This window comes from Micromonospora sp. WMMD1274 (genome assembly GCF_049179035.1).
Lineage (GTDB): Bacteria > Actinomycetota > Actinomycetes > Mycobacteriales > Micromonosporaceae > Micromonospora > Micromonospora tulbaghiae.
On sequence record NZ_JBMHMG010000001.1, the window covers coordinates 3937184 to 3953942 of the forward strand.

16 protein-coding genes are annotated in these 16759 nt (G+C 68.4%); 10 read left to right on the plus strand and 6 right to left on the minus strand.

What is annotated here, in order from left to right; translation table 11 throughout:
• The first annotated feature begins 24 nt into the window (after positions 1–24).
• Genes ACN27D_RS18700 through ACN27D_RS18745 form a run of 10 tightly spaced genes read left to right on the plus strand, consistent with a single transcriptional unit; the run spans position 25 to position 9492 of the window.
• Positions 25–1290: a CpaF family protein gene (locus ACN27D_RS18700; protein ID WP_421499624.1), complete on the plus strand. Its 1266-nt coding sequence runs from the start codon at positions 25–27 to the stop codon at positions 1288–1290.
• A gap of 2 nt (positions 1291–1292) precedes the next feature.
• Entirely contained in the window at positions 1293–2117 is an 825-nt protein-coding gene (locus ACN27D_RS18705) for a type II secretion system F family protein (protein WP_421499625.1), read from the plus strand.
• Positions 2114–3022, plus strand: a complete 909-nt coding sequence (locus ACN27D_RS18710) for a type II secretion system F family protein (RefSeq protein WP_135243095.1) — start codon at positions 2114–2116, stop codon at positions 3020–3022. Before ACN27D_RS18705 ends, ACN27D_RS18710 begins: the two co-directional genes overlap by 4 nt.
• A gap of 56 nt (positions 3023–3078) precedes the next feature.
• Entirely contained in the window at positions 3079–3273 is a 195-nt protein-coding gene (locus tag ACN27D_RS18715) for a hypothetical protein (protein WP_135243096.1), read from the plus strand.
• Positions 3270–3662 (plus strand): TadE/TadG family type IV pilus assembly protein, encoded by a 393-nt coding sequence (locus ACN27D_RS18720; RefSeq protein ID WP_135243097.1) that lies wholly within the window; start codon positions 3270–3272, stop codon positions 3660–3662. Before ACN27D_RS18715 ends, ACN27D_RS18720 begins: the two co-directional genes overlap by 4 nt.
• Before the next feature lie 59 nt (positions 3663–3721).
• Positions 3722–4183 (plus strand): hypothetical protein, encoded by a 462-nt coding sequence (locus ACN27D_RS18725; RefSeq protein WP_135243098.1) that lies wholly within the window; start codon positions 3722–3724, stop codon positions 4181–4183.
• Positions 4180–4608 carry a pilus assembly protein TadG-related protein gene (locus tag ACN27D_RS18730; protein ID WP_135243099.1) on the plus strand — a complete coding sequence of 143 codons (429 nt, stop codon included), beginning with the start codon at positions 4180–4182 and terminating at the stop codon, positions 4606–4608. Before ACN27D_RS18725 ends, ACN27D_RS18730 begins: the two co-directional genes overlap by 4 nt.
• A gap of 13 nt (positions 4609–4621) precedes the next feature.
• Positions 4622–7357, plus strand: a complete 2736-nt coding sequence (locus ACN27D_RS18735; RefSeq protein ID WP_421499626.1) for a BTAD domain-containing putative transcriptional regulator — start codon at positions 4622–4624, stop codon at positions 7355–7357.
• Positions 7354–8073, plus strand: a complete 720-nt coding sequence (locus ACN27D_RS18740; RefSeq protein WP_135243101.1) for a prepilin peptidase — start codon at positions 7354–7356, stop codon at positions 8071–8073. The genes ACN27D_RS18735 and ACN27D_RS18740 overlap by 4 nt, the downstream gene beginning before the upstream one ends.
• Before the next feature lie 42 nt (positions 8074–8115).
• Positions 8116–9492, plus strand: a complete 1377-nt coding sequence (locus ACN27D_RS18745) for a hypothetical protein (RefSeq protein WP_135243102.1) — start codon at positions 8116–8118, stop codon at positions 9490–9492.
• A 185-nt stretch (positions 9493–9677) separates the two neighbouring features.
• Here the strand turns inward: ACN27D_RS18745 and ACN27D_RS18750 are convergent, their stop codons facing one another.
• The 6 genes from ACN27D_RS18750 to ACN27D_RS18775 all read right to left on the minus strand — a co-directional run bounded on the left by ACN27D_RS18750 (position 9678) and on the right by ACN27D_RS18775 (position 16600).
• On the minus strand, positions 9678–10124 hold the full coding sequence (locus tag ACN27D_RS18750) for a hypothetical protein (protein ID WP_135243103.1): 447 nt from the start codon (positions 10122–10124) through the stop codon (positions 9678–9680).
• Between the two features lie 483 nt (positions 10125–10607).
• On the minus strand, positions 10608–11222 hold the full coding sequence (locus ACN27D_RS18755) for a hypothetical protein (protein WP_209310394.1): 615 nt from the start codon (positions 11220–11222) through the stop codon (positions 10608–10610).
• Positions 11223–11283: 61 nt separating this feature from the next.
• Positions 11284–13926 (minus strand): HsdM family class I SAM-dependent methyltransferase, encoded by a 2643-nt coding sequence (locus tag ACN27D_RS18760; protein WP_421499627.1) that lies wholly within the window; start codon positions 13924–13926, stop codon positions 11284–11286.
• Between the two features lie 934 nt (positions 13927–14860).
• A complete protein-coding gene (locus ACN27D_RS18765; RefSeq protein ID WP_135243106.1) occupies positions 14861–15238 on the minus strand; it encodes a hypothetical protein in 378 nt (125 codons plus the stop codon).
• 127 nt (positions 15239–15365) lie between these two features.
• Entirely contained in the window at positions 15366–16292 is a 927-nt protein-coding gene (locus ACN27D_RS18770; protein WP_421499628.1) for an IS3 family transposase, read from the minus strand.
• Complete coding sequence (locus ACN27D_RS18775; RefSeq protein ID WP_067308719.1) at positions 16289–16600, minus strand: transposase; 312 nt, start codon at positions 16598–16600, stop codon at positions 16289–16291. Before ACN27D_RS18775 ends, ACN27D_RS18770 begins: the two co-directional genes overlap by 4 nt.
• Positions 16601–16759 lie beyond the last annotated feature (159 nt).

The following is a 16759-nucleotide window of genomic DNA, read 5'->3' on the forward strand; positions in this document are numbered from 1 at the left end:
CTCGTCGCCGACCTGCGCGCCCAGGTGAGCCAGGCGCTGGCCGGACACGCCGGGGGCGGGCCGCTGCCTGCCGCCGAGCGCCGCCGCCTGGCAGAGCAGTACACCGGCGAGGCTCTCGACGCCCACGCCCAGCAGGCTTTGGGGGCCGGGCGGGCGCCGCTGTCTGCCAATGTCGAGGCCCGCGTCGCCCGCGCCGTGATCGACCACCTGGTCGGCGCGGGCGGGCTGCAGCACCTGCTCGACAACCCCGACATCGAAAACGTGCACGCCAACGGCTGCGATGAGGTGTTCATCCGCTACGCCGGAGGCAAGTCGGAGATCGGGCCGCCGATCGCCGAGTCCGACGAGGCGCTGATCGAGATGATCCGGGCGCTGGCCACCGAAGCCGCGTTCGGCGACGACTTCTCCGGCCACGGCGAGGAGCGCACCTTCGACCGCACCAACCCGGTCCTGGATCTTCGGCTGCGCGACGGGTCGCGGCTGTGCGCGGTGATGTCGGTGTCGCGCCGCCCGTCGCTGTCCATCCGCCGCCCGACGATGATCAACGCTGACCTGGAAGACCTGGTGGCCAAGGGCACCCTCGATGAGTCGCTGTGCCGGGTGATCCAGGCCGTCATGCGCGCCAAGCTCAACATCATCTTCTCCGGCGGCACCAACACCGGCAAGACCACCCTGGCGCGGGCCGCTGCCCGCGCGATCCAGCCCAATGAGCGGCTGATCACCATTGAGGACAGCTACGAACTGGAGCTGCACGATCCGGTGGCGCACCCCAATGTCACGGCGCTGCAGGCCCGCCGCCCGAATCTGGAGGGCGTGGGGGCGGTGTCGATGTCGGCGCTGGTGCGTACCGCGCTACGGATGGACCCCGACCGGGTCATCGTCGGCGAGGCGCGCGGCGACGAGGTGATCGACCTGCTCAAGGCCATGAGCCAGGGCAACGACGGCTCCTTCGCCACGGTGCACGCGAGCTCGTCGGCGCAGGCGTTCAGCCGCCTCATGATGTACGCCGTCCAAGCGCCCGAACGGCTCAGCTTCGAGGCATCGGCGATGCTGATCGCGGAGAGCCTGAACCTCGTCGTCCAGCTGTCCTGGTCGCCGGACAAGACCCGGGTCGTCAGCAGCGTTCGCGAGGTCGTCGGATTCGACGGCAGGGACGTCATCAGCAACGAGGTGTGGCGGCCCGGCCCCGGGCAGCGGGCGGTGCCCAACACTCCGTTGCGGGCCGACACCATCGAACGCCTCGAAGCAGCCGGGCTCGACCCTGCCGTCATCGACCGGGTCGGGTGGTAGCGGTGACCGCACTGTCCGCACTGCTCGGCGCGGGTTTCGGCCTCGGGCTGATCGCCATGCTCGCCGGGCTGCGCCGTCCCGCCGCCACCGACCGGCCGCGTACCGCTGGCGTGCGCGTGACCCGCGAGCAGGTCATCCGCCTGGCCGTCGCGCTCGTCGTCGCCGCGCTCGCGGGGCTGCTCACCGGCTGGCCGGTCGGGGCAGTGCTGGCCGGGATCGGGGCGTACGCGCTGCCGATCGCCCTCGGCACGGACAAGCACGCCGCTCGCGCTCTGGCGCGGACGGAGGCGATTGCGATGTGGGCGGAAATGTTGCGCGACAACCTGTCCGCCGCCGCCGGTCTGGAGCAGGCCATCCTCGTGACCGCTCCGTACGCGCCGGCCGCCATCCGCGACGAGGTCGCCGAGCTGGCCGCCGCGGTGCGGCTCGGCCAGCGCCTTCCTGTCGCGCTGAGCGAGCTGCGTACGCGCCTGGACGACCCGACCGGGCGTCTGGTGGTGCGGGCGCTGATCCAGGCGTCGACCCGCCAGTCCCGGCAGCTGGCCGAGCTGCTGTCGGAGCTGGCCAGCCGCGCCCGTGCCCGAGCCACGCTGCGGCTGAAGATCGCACCGGGCCACGCGAAGATCCGCACGAACGCCAGGGTGATCACCGGTTTCACGATCGCGATGGCGGTCGGCCTGATCGTGCTCAACCCGGCCTTCCTCGCCCCGTACTCCAGCGTCACCGGGCAGCTGGTCCTCATCGTCGTTGGCGTCGTCTTCGCCGCCGGGTTCCTCGGCATCGCCCGCCTGGCGAAGGTCGGCGTCACCGAGGGAGGTCCCCGATGACGACCGCGATCATCCTCGGCCTGGCGACCGGCCTGGGGCTGGCGCTGCTGGCCGCGTACGCGTTCCCGCCCCGCCTCACCCTGGCGCAGGCGTTCGCCGCGCTGCACCCCCCCACGTCGATGATGACCGCGCCTACGCGCCCGGCCATCGCCGTGCAGCCGGGCGGGCGGCTGGCCGGTGTCGGCCAACCCTTCGTTCCGCTGCTGGCCCGCCTCGGCCTGCCCCGGGCCAGCGTGCGCGCCGACCTCGGCATCTGCGGCCGTGACCCGTCGCGGCACCTGGCCGAACAGGCGTCCATGGCCTTGCTCGGGTTCCTCATCCCGCCCGCGTTCGCCGCCGTGGTCACTCTCGGCGGTACGCCGATCGGCTGGCAGCTGCCGGTGTGGGCGTCGCTGATCCTGGCCGGGCTCGGCGCGTTCGTGCCCGACCTCGCCCTGGCGTCGGAGGCCGTCAAGCGCCGCGCCGAGCTGCGTAACGCGGTGTCGGGCATGTTGGACCTGGTCGTCATCTCCCTCGCGGGCGGCGCCGGAGTCGAGCAGGCGCTGCGCGACGCGACCGACGACGCCGATGGCTGGGCTCAGGCCGCTTTGCGCCAGGCGGTGGAGGCGGCGCATCTGCGGCGCCGGCCGCCGTGGCAGACCCTCGGTGAACTCGGTGAGACCGCGGGCATGACCGCCCTAGCTGAGCTGTCGGCGGCGCTGTCGATGGCAGGCAGCGAAGGCGCACGGATAAAGGCCACCCTGTCGGCCCGGTCGGCGGCGCTGATGACCCACCAGCTCGCCGAGGCCGAGGCCGCCGCCGCGTCGGCCACCGAACGCATGGTCCTGCCCCTGGTCCTACTCCTGGGCGGATTCATGATTTTTCTCATTTTCCCTGCTTTCGCGTCGATCTTGGGCGCTCTCTAGGACCCCTGCGCCGGAACGGAAAGGCCGCTCCGGCACTACCTCACGGGAGGAAAGACATGATCCACCAGCTGTATGCGTACGCCGCTGTCGTCGGCATGGAGCTGCGCGACCGGGCCCGGCGGCGTACCCCGGACGGCGGCTACTCCACCGAGGCCATCGCGGTGACGGCGTTCCTGGTCGCGCTCGCCCTAGCGGCGCTGGCGATCCTCGGGCCGAAGGTGATGGCGAAGGTGCGGGGCATCAACCTGTGACCGGACTCCGGCGGCGTCGTCGCAGGGACGAAGGGGCGGCCAGCGTCGAGCTGGTGCTGGCCACCCCGCTGCTCCTGCTGCTGATCATGGCGGGCGTCCAGTTCGCGCTGTGGGCGCACGCCCGCCACATGGCTCAGGCCGCCGCCAACGAGGGCGTGCAGTCCGCGCGGGCCTACCACAGCAGCGCCGCCGCCGGGAAAGCCGACACCGAGGCGCTGCTACGCGACCTGTCCGGCGGCTCGCTGACCGGTACCGCCGTGACCGCCAGCCGCAGCGCCACCACCGCCACGATCACGATCACCGGCCGCGCGTCGTCGGTCATCCCCGGCCTGACGTTCCCGATCCGGGTCACCGTCACCGCACCCGTGGAACGAGTGCCCGGCACATAACCATTGCGCTACGGCGCAACGCATCCGCCCGCATTGGCGCGGGCCGAAGGAGGTGCCTCTTGTTGAGCTTCAACGGTGACGGCCGCCTGCCTTGTGCGGGCGGCCCCCGCCGCCTTCGCGCGGCCAGCGACCGCGGCTCGGTCACCACCGAGATGGCGGTCCTCGTCGTGCCGTTCCTGATCCTGCTGGCCATGTTCATCGTCGTGGCCGCCCGAGCCGCCTCCGTCTCGATCGACGCGCGGGCCGTGGCCGCAGCGGCGGCTAGAGCCGCCGCCGACGCGCCGACCCCCGCCGCCGCCCGCACCGCCGCCACCAGCGCCGCCAACGCCATGGCCTCGGGCAGCCAGTTCCGCTGCACCACCACCACCGACACCGGCCAGTTCCGCCGGGGCGGCGCGGTCACCGTGAACGTGGCCTGCGTAATGCGCCTGGACGACCTCGGCCTACCGGGTGTCGGCACCACCAAGACCGCACACGCCTCGGCCACCGAGCCGATCGACACCTATCGAGCTGGGACATGAGAGCCGACCGCCGCAACACCGTCCGCCGTCTTCTGCGCCGCGATCGGGGCACAGTCACCGCGTTCACCGTGGTCTGGATCGCCACCGCGCTGCTGCTGGCCGGGCTCGTCCTGGACGCCGGGCTCGCCGTGTCCACCAAGGTCAGCGCCCGGTCGACGGCCCAAGCCGCCGCCCGCGCCGGAGCCCGCGAACTCGACGTGGCCACGCTGCGCCGCACCGGGGTCGCGCGCCTGGACCCGGTCAAGGCCCGCGCCGCCGCTACCGGCTGGATCGCTCGTGCCGGGCTTCGCGGCACGGTGACCGTCACGGCGACGAGAGTCATCGTCGAGGTCACCACCACGCAGCGCACGCAGCTGCTCAACCTCGCAGGGATCGACAGCATCCCGGTTCACGCCACCGCGACCGCCGAAGCGGTCACCCCCTAGGAGGAGGTCCGTGATGGTGTCCTGGCTGGGCCGCTGGCTGGTGCGCGCCAGCGCAGGCAGCGCCCTCGTTGCCGCACTGGGCGGAATTCCGACCTTCCTGACCATGGCGATCGGCTGGCCGCTGCCCCACGCCGTGCCCGACCGCGAGGCGCTGACCGGATTCCTCACCGGCGGGGTCACCGACCGCCTGGTCCTGAACCTGCTCGCCGTCGCGATCTGGCTCGTCTGGGCACTGTTCGCTCAAGCGGTGCTCGCCGAGCTGCACGACATCACGCGCGGGGTCAAAGACCTGCACCCTCGCCGCCACCGCAACCCCATGCGGACCACCGCCTCGCTGCTGATCAGCTCCATGCTTCTCGGCAGCGTCCTGACCGCGACCGCCGCCACCGCCACCCCAGCCCGCGCCCTCCCCGCAACCCCGGTCACCGCGACCGCGCAAGCCGCCCCGGCGCTCACCCAGGCCGCCGAAGGCCCGACGATCGTGCACGTCGGCAACGAGCGCTACGTCTACACCGTCAAACGCGGCGACTACCTCTCCAAGATCGCCAAGGCGTGGCTCGGCGACGCGAACCGGTGGCCGGAGATCTGCGACATGAACCGGCACCGCCACTTCCCGAAGGCCGGCGGGACGCTGCGCGACTGCAACCTGATCTACCCCGGCTGGGACCTTCGGCTGCCCGCCGACGCCCGGCCCCCGCACGGAGCCACGCCGGTCAAGCCACCTGTCACCACAACCCCGCCGCCGGTCGTCACCACGCCGACCCCGTCGACGTCGCCGAGCAGCCCGGCCGTCACCCCGAGCCCCACCATCACGGCGAGTCCGGGTATCACGGCCAGCCCCGGCGTGGACAGCCCGGTCGCCGTGCCCCCGGGTGTGCCATCCACCGTGCCCGTGTCGCCTTCGCCGAGCCCGTCGGCGTCCGGGTCGCAGTCAGCGTCTTCGAGTTCCTCGGCTTCGGTGTCGCCGGCCGCCAGGGACGCCGAAAGCGCGGACTCGGCCGATGAGCACGGGGTCCAGCTGTCCCCGTCGAGCTGGCTGCCCTGGGGGCTTGCCCTGGCGATCAGCGCCGCCGTGGTCCTGGTGTGGCTGCAGCGCCGCAGGCGTTTCACCGGCCAGCCCGACGACGACCCGCCAACCATGCTGCCCGAGCCGGTCGTGCGGGTACGCCGCGCGGTCGCCCGCCGCCCGGAACTGGCCGTGCCCGAGGACACCGACACTCAACAGCCTCCGCTCATGCCGGACCTCGCGCCGCTACCACCGGGCGGGACCGGTATCACCGGCGACGGCGCGTCCGCCGCCGCACGGGCCGCGCTGGTCGCCGTGCTCGCCTCCGGCGGTCCCCACCACCCCGACACACGCGGCGAGGTCATCATCGACGCCGCCACCCTGGCCACCCTGCTCGGCCCGGACGTCGTGACCCTCGGCGCGTGGCCTCGCCTGCACGTGGCCGACACCATCGACGAGGCCCTCACCGTCATCGAGGGGTGGCTGCTGCACCGCAGCCGCATCCTCGACGAACACGCCCTGACCGACCTGGACGAGCTGCGCCAGCACGTCCCGGACGAGGAGGCGCTGCCCCCGGTCATGCTCATCACCGAGACCCCGCCCGCCGGCGCCCGGATGCGGGCGAAGGTCGCCCTCGCTCTGGGCGGCGGCCTTCAGGTGACCGGGCTGCTGCTGGGCGAGTGGGCGCACGGCGCCACCATCGAAGTCGCCCCGGATGGGCACACCAAGCTCGTCGCGGGGCAGTCCGCCGACCCGATCCCGGCCCGGCTGCCCGTCCTCGATCCGGCCGCCGCAATCCAGATCCTGACCACTCTGCGCGAGGCGCAGACCGGCGAGCCTCCGGCGATCGTGTCCCCGGCCGTGCCGCTGACCGTCGTGCCCCTGCACGCCAGCCGCACCACCGTCGCGGCCGATGACGAGACGCAGCGCTCCGGCGAGGAGCAGCCGCATCCACCTGCCGACGATCCGGCCGCGCCGGCCGCGACGACCGGGCCGGTGAAGGCGAAGCTGCGGGTCATCGGCCCGCCGCGTATCGACGGCATCGTCCACGACGGCCGTGCGCTGCGCGCCAAAGCCAAGGAGCTGGCGGTGTTCCTGGCCGTGCATCCAGACGGCGTGGAGACCAGGACCATCGGTGACAACATCGAACTCGACGCCCGCATCAGCCAGGCCGCCCAGCGCGTGCACACCAACGCGAGCAACCTCCGGCATGTGCTCGGCCGGGCCGCGGTCCCCGACGCGCAGAACGCGTACGTCGTCAAAGGCGGCGGAGGGTACAAGCTCGACCCTGCGACCGTGGATGTGGACGTGTGGACGCTGCGTGACCTGATGCGCAAAGCCGCCATCGCCTCCGGCCCGGCTCGCCGCGAGCTGCTGACCGCAGCCTGCGACCTCTACACCGCGCCCCTCGCGGAGGGCGAGGACTACGAGTGGCTGGCCCCGCACCGTGAGACGGTGCGCCGCTGGGGCACCGAAGCCCACCTGCTGCTGGCCGACGAGCTGCTCGCCGACCACCACGCGCAGGAGGCATCTGACCTGCTCGACAAGGCCATCGGGCTGGACCGCTACAACGAGGCCCTGTACGTGCGGGCGATGCATGCCCGCCATGGGCTCGGTGACGCCGACGGCATCCGGACCCTGCTGCGTGCCCTGACCAAGGCGCTCGCGGATCTGGATGCGGAGCCGCAGGACGACACCCGGACCCTGGCGGCGAAGCTGCGCACCAGCCTGGAGCAGAGATGACCGCCACGACCGCTGCCCGCCGCATCGGCGTAGGCACGGCGCTGCCCGCGCTGGCCGTCGTCCCGCTGCTGCGCCACACCATCGCCGTGCACGCCGTGCCCGACGACCAGCCGTGGCGAACCGCGTGCCCGTGCGGTAAACCGCTGTGGCCCCACGCCATCGGACCGTCCGGCTGCTGTGCCGGATGCGGCGTGCGGGTCGGCGCACCGCCCTACGCGGTAGAAGCGGCCACGCTCGCCGGGGCGGCCGGGCTGGCGGTTTCCGGGCTCGGCGGCTTCGCCCTCGCCGGGTACGCGGTATGGACCGCCGCGATGATCGTGCTCGCGTTCGTGGACGCGGCCGTGATGCGGCTGCCGCACCGGCTCACCGCCGCCGCCACGGCCGGGTTCCTCGGCCTGCTCGCCCTCGGCGGCCCGGCGGACGCGTGGGTGCGGGCGGTGGCCGCCGGACTCGTCCTGGCCGCGTTCTTCGCCGTGCTGGCCGCCGTCTCGCGCGGGCAGCTCGGCTGGGGCGATGTCACCCTGGCCGTGCCGCTGGCCGCCGCGCTCGGCTGGCACAGTTGGACCGCCGTCTACGCGGGCGTCCTGCTCGGCCTCGGCACGGCCGCGCTCACCGCGATCACCCTGCGCCGCCTCGGCCGCTTGGCGCCCGGGACCTCGCTGCCGCTCGGCCCGTTCCTGATCGCCGCCGCCTACACCGTCGCCGTCTGGCCGTAAGGCCGTTACACCGCAATCGAACCACGGGGAAGGAATCCGGTCGTGAACTCCGACGACCTCACCGCGCTCTACCAGGTCAACCAGAACGTCATCACCGGCCTGGCGCTGCTGGTCCTGGTCGGCCTGCTGCTGCTGACCGCCAACCGTATGCGCAAGATGACCGCGCACCGCGCCACCCTGCTCGTCGCAAACCTGCTGACGATCGTCGCGGCGGGCCTGGCCACCGCCGTCAGCGCCTCGGGTATGTGGAAGTTCTTCACCGACATCCTCGGCGATTCACCGTTGCGGTACGCGTTCTTCTGGTTCATCGAAGTCGCCCTGTTCGCGAGCGCTCTGCTGGCCCGCGCACGGCTGCTGCGCGACCCGGCCAACGCCAGCACCGGCGTCGACGGCATCGCCGTCTGGGTCTTCGCCGCCCTCACCGCGTCCCTGTCGGCCACGGACGCCGACAGCTTCCGCGAGGTCTGCCTACGGCTGGCCGCGCCGCTGGTCGCCGCGTGGATGTGGGAGCGGGCACTCGCCGCCGAACGCAACGCCCGCACCGGCACCGCAACCCGGCGCATCCACCTGACCCTTACCCTGGAGCGCGTCCTGGTCTGGCTCCGCCTGGCCGAGGCTCAAGGCCGTGACGTGACCGAGGTCGACCGCGTACGCCGGCGTGCCCGCCTCGGACGAGCCCGCCTCCACCTGTACCTGTTGCAGAACAAGAAGAAGACCTCCGCGTGGCGGCTACGCCGCGCCCACACCAAGGTCATCCGGCGGGCGATGCAGGCCGCCGAGCACATCGGCCTGGCCGACATCCCCGAGGCGGCCAGCGAGCGCGAAGCCATCCAGATGTACATGGCCACCATCTACGGCATCATCGACGCCACCACCCCCGAGGCGGTCGCGCACCTCAACGCCTGGGCCAACCCCCAGGCCGCACCAGCCCACGAGGCGACCAGACTCAACGCCCCCGGCCCCGAGGCCGCACCGGCGCTTACCGAGCTGGCGCAGCGAGTCAACGGCCACGCGATACCCGCTACCGATGCCACCGGCACCGACCTCGGAGGCGAAGACACCCCGGAGATCGTCGTGGCCGCCACAGCCGCTGGCGGCCCCGGCGCGGGCGCGCCCGGAAGCGCACCCGATGGAGAATCCGCCAGCCACCAGCCTGACGGGGAGGTGATCGACGACGACCGCGACGACGACGCCGAGGACGACGACGAGACCCAGGACGACCTGTCGGCGGTCGCGGCGATGCGCCGGTTCTGGGACACCGAGACCAGCCAAGGCCGCATCCCCACCGGTGCGGAGCTGTCCCGCGCGGCTGGCGTACCGCCCGCCACGGGCCTGGGACGGCGCAAGCGGCGCGCCTGGGAGGCAGAACTGCCCGACCACCTCCGCCGATCGCTCGCCCACTCCGGTGACAGCCGGTAAAGCCCTGGCCTGGTGCATCGAGCGCGCACCGCGCGACCTTGACCACCCCAGCTGCAGGGCACGGAAAAGCCCTACGCCGATCCACGGGGGAAGACCGACGTAGGGCTCGGCTCAACGATAGCGGCAGTCTGCGCGGCGTCTGTCCCTCGCGGGGAGGACCGGCTGTCGTCCGAATGTGCCGAGGCTCATGGTGCCCGGCTCAGATCGGGATCAGGTGGCATCCAGGCTTCTTGCCAGAGGCGTGCCGCCCGCGACCGCATCGCAGCCCATCCTGGCCACCAGCGCCTCCGCGCGGGAGGAGTGATTGCTCGACGCAGCGTGACGACCATCGCGGCGATGGCACGAGCACCGGCGATGAGGTGCAGAGCCGTGATGATGTGATGCCGCGTGTCGGCTGCCAGGTCAGCCGCCCGCTCCAACGGCAGTTCCGTGCCAGGTTCGTCCTCGTCGGCCAGCGGCGCGGCCAGGTGGAGGATCTTCGCCGTCAGGTCGCTCGTCGCGGCGGCGGTGTCGAGCAGGTCTGCGACCGGGTGGCGGCCCGATTGCGCCAGTACGACACGGCACCGGTCTACAGCGTCGCGTACGGCCGCTAGGGCGTCGGCTACGGCCGGTGCATCGCGGCGATCAGTCATGATCAGGCCTCCCGGGGGTCGGATGGTACGGGCAGGTAGACGGCCCCGATTCCCGCTCCATCCGCGCCGCACGTCAAGCCAAACCCATGTACCACCGTGAACCTAGGTATGACCAGGGAAAACCGGCCCCTGGTGTGCGTCGGCTCGACGCGCCTTGTGGGCCTTCGCCAGAAGGACGATTCCGCTTCCGCGGTATGGCGCCAGATCGTGCAAGCGCTCGGAAGGCGGATGGTGCCGGGCCTCGCGGCGCAACGCTGGTTCGCCCACGACGAGTGCCGTCTGGAGTTACCGGCCACCGAGCCCTCGACCTTGCCCCCAGCCTCGCCAACGGCCTACGGATCGCCGACCTGACCATGAAGGCCCCTCACGCGGGCCGGCGAGGTGGACGCTCAAAGTCTTTGTATCAAGGTCTGCTTGGCGTGGCCGGGCGGGCGGCGGCCCGCTCCCCGGCAGAGCGGGTCGATGGCAGACAGTGGATGGTCCTCAGTGGTCGCTGACCGCGACTGCCCGCAGGTCGATGGTGTGATGCAACAAACGAAGCCGATCATGATGGCGGCTAGCGGTGAGATGAATGCGAGGCGACCATTGGGTCGGTATCTGCAGGCTGTGAGACGGACCGAGGTCCGCTTCTTCTGCGATGACGGCATTCACGGCAGTAATGGCATCGGGAGGTGCGTCGCGCAGAACATACCCCAACATGGCACCCAAGCCGTGACCATCAGACGAGTAGCGACCATCGATAAAGCGCCGCATCCCCTCTTGGACGTACTTTTTCGGCAAGCTATCACGCAGGTGCAGGCGCTTGGCCTCCACGTGCACCAGGGCAGAGCCGATCCGGACGTTCAAGTCGGGGCGCGAAGCCTTCGACGGGTCCTCAAGGCCGGCCCGCATGGCGCGGTTTGGCTGCGGCCCATCGTACTGAACGTGGATCAGCGCCCACTTTAGGCTGTCGCCTTCGATGACTCGACACGCACAGTCAAAAATCCGCACAGTGCACGGGACTTCACCGTCGCTGTACCTGCTAAATCCCTCCTGTTCCCACAGCAGGATCGCTTCAATTAGCAGCTCTCGGATAAGGCCGTCAACTCTGTTGGCCACGCGAGCTTTGAGGGTTACAGCAACCTTGCCCTCAACGCGAGCCCGTAGTCTCTCCAGCAATTTATTCGCCGAAGGCGAGGGCGGCCAGGATGCGCTCTGCATCATCGAGCGCCGCGTCCCTCGACCAGCGGTCGCGGTCGGCAGTCTTTACCACATAGACCGTATCGTCATCAACGAAAAAGCCGGCAGGCTGCGCCACGACTCCCGTGGAGGTAGCTCCCCGATCAGCGTTCATCTCGACGATCCTCTGCATATCGACCGTTGTGCCGCTAGGCCATGTATCTTGCACGACCGCGTCACCCTCCGTCAATGTCACGGTCACAGCCCGGTATGATCTATCCCTGAAGTGTCGAGCCTCGATGCGCAGGTCAGGCAGCGTTGCCGCTAGAACCTCTCGAATCGTTGCGGCGTACTGGCCCAGCCCATCGTCATCTATGGGTGCCGCGTAGGCCAAGGGGCGCTGGAACCGGTCCAGGCCGAAGGCCAGGCGATCATGGACCCGAAGCTGGTCAGCCGTCGAAAGCTCATACATGTCGAAGACAACGCTGTCGAGCTGGTCCCGCCAACCGGTGGTCCTGGGGTCGGAACGAACCCGAGAAAAGATGTCCTGAAGCTCTATGACGTGATCGGGGCCCGGCGTTGCCAGGGGCAGAGACAGGTGTTCGTTAAGCTCGACAAAATCCCGTTCAACGCCCCAAGATGCGCTTGTCATGAAATGGTAGTAGTTACCCAGTGAGGAAACGATGGTTGCCGCGAGCGCCATAAGAAGCGAACGATCGTGACGTGGGCCGGCGAAGCCGAGTAGCCCGTTCGGGAAGACAGCATCCTCTTCAACGAAGACTGCTGCCAATCTGCCCTGGTGAAGTGTTCGCCGCACCAAGACATGAGGAGAACGGAACAACTCCCTGTCTCTGGGGCGGTGGAGGGTCCGCATGCCGAAAGCTTCGAAGAGATCCGACTCAATCCGGAGGGGCTCAACCATCTCGGTGGGAATGATGGGGAGGCCTTGCAGGTGAGAGGCGTCATTTGCATCTCCACCTCCGACCTGATAGCCCTGGCCATAGACCCACCCGCGTTCGGTGGCAACTTCCTTGACCGGCGCGAATTTGATTCTCAGCCGGTCAAGGAGGTCGATGTCACGCAATCCTCCCCACAAAAGCACCTTCCAGATATCCGGCCGGTACGCGGCCTGACGCCTACTTAGCTCCGTGACCTCCTCAGGTGAAATTACGACAGCGTCGATGGCTGAATTCAGCGGCCGCGGATGGGCGGCAATGTGGAGCACCCGGTTTGAGTTCTGCCACGGCTCCAGGTCTGCCGGGATGCTTTCATCGGGCGCCCTTGCGACCACAACCGCTGCTGGCGCGATGGCAGTTGCAAAAAGAGCGCGGCGTATCGCGGATAAGTCGAGTACAGCTTGAACGTTGAGCTGCTCGAAGAGGGCAGTCCTGAAGGCCTGTGTAGATCTACTCCGGTTATGTAGGAGCGGCTTTGAGGGCATGACAAGGCCAAGGGTTCCGCCGGGCTTCAGAAAGCGAGCAGCCAGCCACAGGAATGCTTGTGCGATCTGCTGGTCCGCTATAGGTGCGCTGCTCTTCCTGACGAAACGAGCTGCCGCTGGCGTAAGCTTGCTCTTCCAAGGCGGGTTTCCGATTACGGCGTCGAAACGCATTTTGGACAAGGCATGGTCGTTGAACGCGTCTGAGACGACGACATTCCTGCCAAGTAGGCGAGGCAACACGGCGGTTTCCCAGACCGTTGGAGGATCAAGTTCCTCCAGTAAGGCAAGATATAGGCCGAAAGCAGCGATGCGAGCAGAGTCAGGGTTCAGTTCTACGCCGTAGATGCTCGACAGCAGGATGTCCTGAAGCTCCTGGTAGGACAGGTCCCGGCCGACCCGTGTTCGTTCTCGATAGGCGAGACGGCGGAAGGCCTCAGTCATAAACGCGCCGCTGCCGCAGGCGAGATCAATGACCTTCGGCCGTGATTGCCCGATCCAAGGAACAACTTCATCCAGGACAGTGTCCACGAGGAATCGTGGAGTGTAGTATGCGCTGTCGGTCGTCCTGTTGCCCTCAAGAAGCTGCTCGTAAATGCTGCTGACCAGATCGGCTGGCAGCACCGAGAAGTCATACGGCCACAGGGATTGTTGCCCGCTAGGGAGGTCGTCACCTCGAAGTAGTGCGGCTACGCCTGATAACTCGGCGTTAGAAATAAGGCCAAGCATCTCCGGAACCGGCCCGAAAACATCCCCATTGAAACGCTCAGCTAGACCTTCGAAGAGACGGCGGGTGGGATTGGATCCAAGTGCCAAGACTGTCTGCAGATCGGGAGCGCCGGACAGTTCGTCGATGTGATTTGGCGTCAGAATATCGCGGTCGGAGAGGTAGCTCGCGACCAAGCATCCGCCAATGATTACGTCCATTGCGGTGCGGAGCTCTGCATCGTCGCCACCGAAAGTGCGGCGGAGATAAGCGAGATTGCTGAGTAGAGCCCGATCCACGCGGGCAGCCTTCTTATAGGAGGCCCCGAACTCGGTTGCGAAATTGCCCGATTCGACTTCGGTGCGGTTGAACGCCCGTAGTAGGCCGTGGGCTGTGTCGGATCGACGACCGGCTTCAAGGACGCCGTCCTGCTTTGTCCTGCCCTTAGGGGGAAGAGACACGGCGTTGAATGCCTGAACTGACTCCTCGCTGACATTCACTAGCAAAGGGACGCGCCCGTAGTTCCAGAGCCGACGACGAAGGCCCGTCAGGCCACGAGGATCCGATTGAGCGCTAAAGCCCACCAAGGGCACCCCGTCACGAAAGAACGCGGCCTCAAGTCCAACCTTGCTGCGCAGGTCGCGCCACACGTAGTCTCGTGGGCCGGCCTGAGCGGGTGAAGCCGAGGTCACCAGGCCTTCGTGTCCGGAGTAGCCCAACTCCTCCAAGACACTCAGCAGGTGGCCCGGCGCACTCTCAGTCACCTGCATCGCCTTCGATGGGTGACCGGATCATGACGACACCATACGGTGAGGTTCACCCTGCCCACAATCGCACAGCGGCGCCGTTGGATGCTGCAACACGCGCCAACCACCATGAAAACCCTTGAAATCGACATCTGTCGGCTTTTGTCAGGTCTCTTCGCCACGTCCCGTGACAGGGGCTTGGCCTACCCCTGTAGCGCCTTCATGCTTCCGGCATCCCGGATCGACTCCGGTATGGCCGAGTCACGGAGGCGAACGGTGAGGCCGAAGGACCAAGCGGCATGTCGACTCCTCCGCTGGTGTAGGCCTCTTCGCCGAAGATCCAGTAGAGCAGGTCTCGCAACTCTGGCGGCCAGAACGTTATACCCGCCCCTCCTGCGTATCCTCGGCCATTCTTTCGGGCTAGCTGATGGAGCAGTGGAGCGAGACGCATACCGCTGGGACGGCCGGCTACAGCAGCCGTAGTGGCCGCAGTCACGATGTCCGCCAGTTGAAGGTGCGGGACGTGATGGGAGCCAGCCGTTAGCACAGGCAAGATAACTTTGCCTGCCTGCGTGTAGGCCGTGCCGTCGCTGGTCAGCGCAAGGGTCTGTTGAAGCCAGTGTGCTTCATCGGCCGACCCGCCTCCTGGTTTGTCGGCGATCATGACCGCCCCGCTCTGGTCCAACTCCTATGCCACTTTGTCGTAGGTCCACCTGAGCAACTCCTGGCCAACGTCGACCACGCTGCGGTCCCGGTACACGAGGCTGTGGTCCAGCACGTGAACTACTGAGGTGATCCCGCGATCAATCGCAGACCTAAGTAAACCTTCGCGTAGGTCGGTTGCCACTGCACCGCCCGCTCCTGCCAGGTACGAGCCCTTGTCTGGGTTCCACTTGACTTCCTCTTCGGCCGGAACCCCGAGCCTGGCCTTGATGGCAGCAAGGTCGGATGCGAACCCAATGACCTGGCTTTCAGGGACGATGACTGCTCCTAGCGCCACTAGCGTCCCCAGCCCCTCCCGTGCAGGTTCACGTTGGCTGCTGTCATCAATGAAGACGAGCTTCATGCGTAACCCCCAGTCTGCGAGAAGGCCCACACCCGAGCGCAGGAGATCGCAACAGTAGCTGGCAGGCGCATGACAGATGCGGCTCTGTCACTCAGTCTGAGTTCCCCCCGCTTTGATGGAGCGGTGGTTACCTGCTGCCGGCTGGCGCAGGGGTGGCGATAGGTGGTCCGGCTGGTTGCGTCTGGCGGCTGTGCCAGGCGGTCTCGTACTCGTTCGGGCTGAGGTAGCCCAGCTCGCGTTGGATGCGTCGGGTGTTGTACCAGCCGTCGATGTAGGCGAAGATCGCGTTCTCGGCCTCGTCGCGGGTCCGCCACGAGGTGCGGTAGACGAGTTCGATCTTCAACGTCGACCAGAAGTTCTCCATCAGCGCGTTGTCGTAGCTGTCGCCGACGGAGCCCATGGAGGGCAGGATCCCGTTGTCCTGTAAGCGTTCTGAGAAGCGGAACGACGTGTAGTTCGATCCCCTGTCCGAGCGGTGGATCAACTGGCCGTCGCGGACATCGCGCGACCAGATGCCGTACTCGAGGGCGGCGAGTATCAGGTCGGTGTCGCAGCGGTCGGAGGTCTTCCACCCCACGATCCGGCGGGAGAACACATCCCGGACCGCAGCCAACCAGAACACGCCTTCACCGCAGGGGATGCGGGTGGCGTCGGCGACCCACAGACGGTTCGGCCCGTCGGCGGTGAACTGCCGGTTGACCAGATCCGGCGCCGGCGTGTGCCGTGGATCCTGCCGGGTGGAGCCGCCGCGCCAGCCCCGACGCAGGAACGCGCCCTGCCAGCCCTGCTGCGTCATCAACCGCTCGACCCGCTTACGGCCCACGCCGATGCCGTCACGGCGTAGCTGCCGATGCACCCGGTCAGCGCCGTAGGTACGACCCGACGTCTCCCAGATCTCGTGGATGTTGGAGATCAGCCCCAGGTCGACCACGTCCCGGTCACAGGGCTGCGCCGTCTGCTTGACCCACGCGTAGTAAGTCGAGGCGCCAATGTTCAGGACCCGTAGCAGGAGCGCGACCGCGAACTGGTCACGGTGTTCGTGGATGAACCTCATGACCGTCGCCGGGTCGGGTCGAGCTCCGCCGCGAAATACGCGCTCGCAGCCTTCAGGATCTCGTTCGCCCGCCGCAACTCAGTGACTTCCCTGCGCAGCCGGCGGTTCTCCTCGGCCATCTCGCTGGTCGGCCGGTCGTGACGCTCGTCGGCGTCTGCCTCGGCTTGGCGGATCCAGTTCCTGAGCGCCTCGTGATGCACGCCAAGCTGCTCGGCCAGGCGCCGGATCACCGGCTTCGGGTCCGACTCGCGGTACAGGCGCACAGCGCGCTGACGGAGCTCATCGGGGTACTTCTTCGGTGCTGCCACGGACGACTTCCTCCCCCACGGCCATCAGACCATGGTCAAGAAGCTCCATGAAAGCGGGGGTGGCTCAGTCCGGGCCGGCTGAGCGGATTGGCTCCCGACAGCAACTGCGTCGATCGACGGCACACTAACAAGGGCTGGCATGGACGAGTTTCCGAGGCT

Bases quoted from the DNA above. Each gene is read 5' to 3' on its own strand.
- ACN27D_RS18710 (WP_135243095.1), top strand. From the start codon at position 2,114: ATGACGACCGCGATCATCCTCGGCCTGGCGACCGGCCTGGGGCTGGCG.
- ACN27D_RS18715 (WP_135243096.1), top strand. From the start codon at position 3,079: ATGATCCACCAGCTGTATGCGTACGCCGCTGTCGTCGGCATGGAGCTG.
- ACN27D_RS18740 (WP_135243101.1), top strand. From the start codon at position 7,354: ATGACCGCCACGACCGCTGCCCGCCGCATCGGCGTAGGCACGGCGCTG.
- ACN27D_RS18765 (WP_135243106.1), bottom strand. From the start codon at position 15,238: ATGAAGCTCGTCTTCATTGATGACAGCAGCCAACGTGAACCTGCACGG.
- ACN27D_RS18735 (WP_421499626.1), top strand. From the start codon at position 4,622: ATGGTGTCCTGGCTGGGCCGCTGGCTGGTGCGCGCCAGCGCAGGCAGC.
- ACN27D_RS18770 (WP_421499628.1), bottom strand. From the start codon at position 16,292: ATGAGGTTCATCCACGAACACCGTGACCAGTTCGCGGTCGCGCTCCTG.
- ACN27D_RS18750 (WP_135243103.1), bottom strand. From the start codon at position 10,124: ATGACTGATCGCCGCGATGCACCGGCCGTAGCCGACGCCCTAGCGGCC.
- ACN27D_RS18730 (WP_135243099.1), top strand. From the start codon at position 4,180: ATGAGAGCCGACCGCCGCAACACCGTCCGCCGTCTTCTGCGCCGCGAT.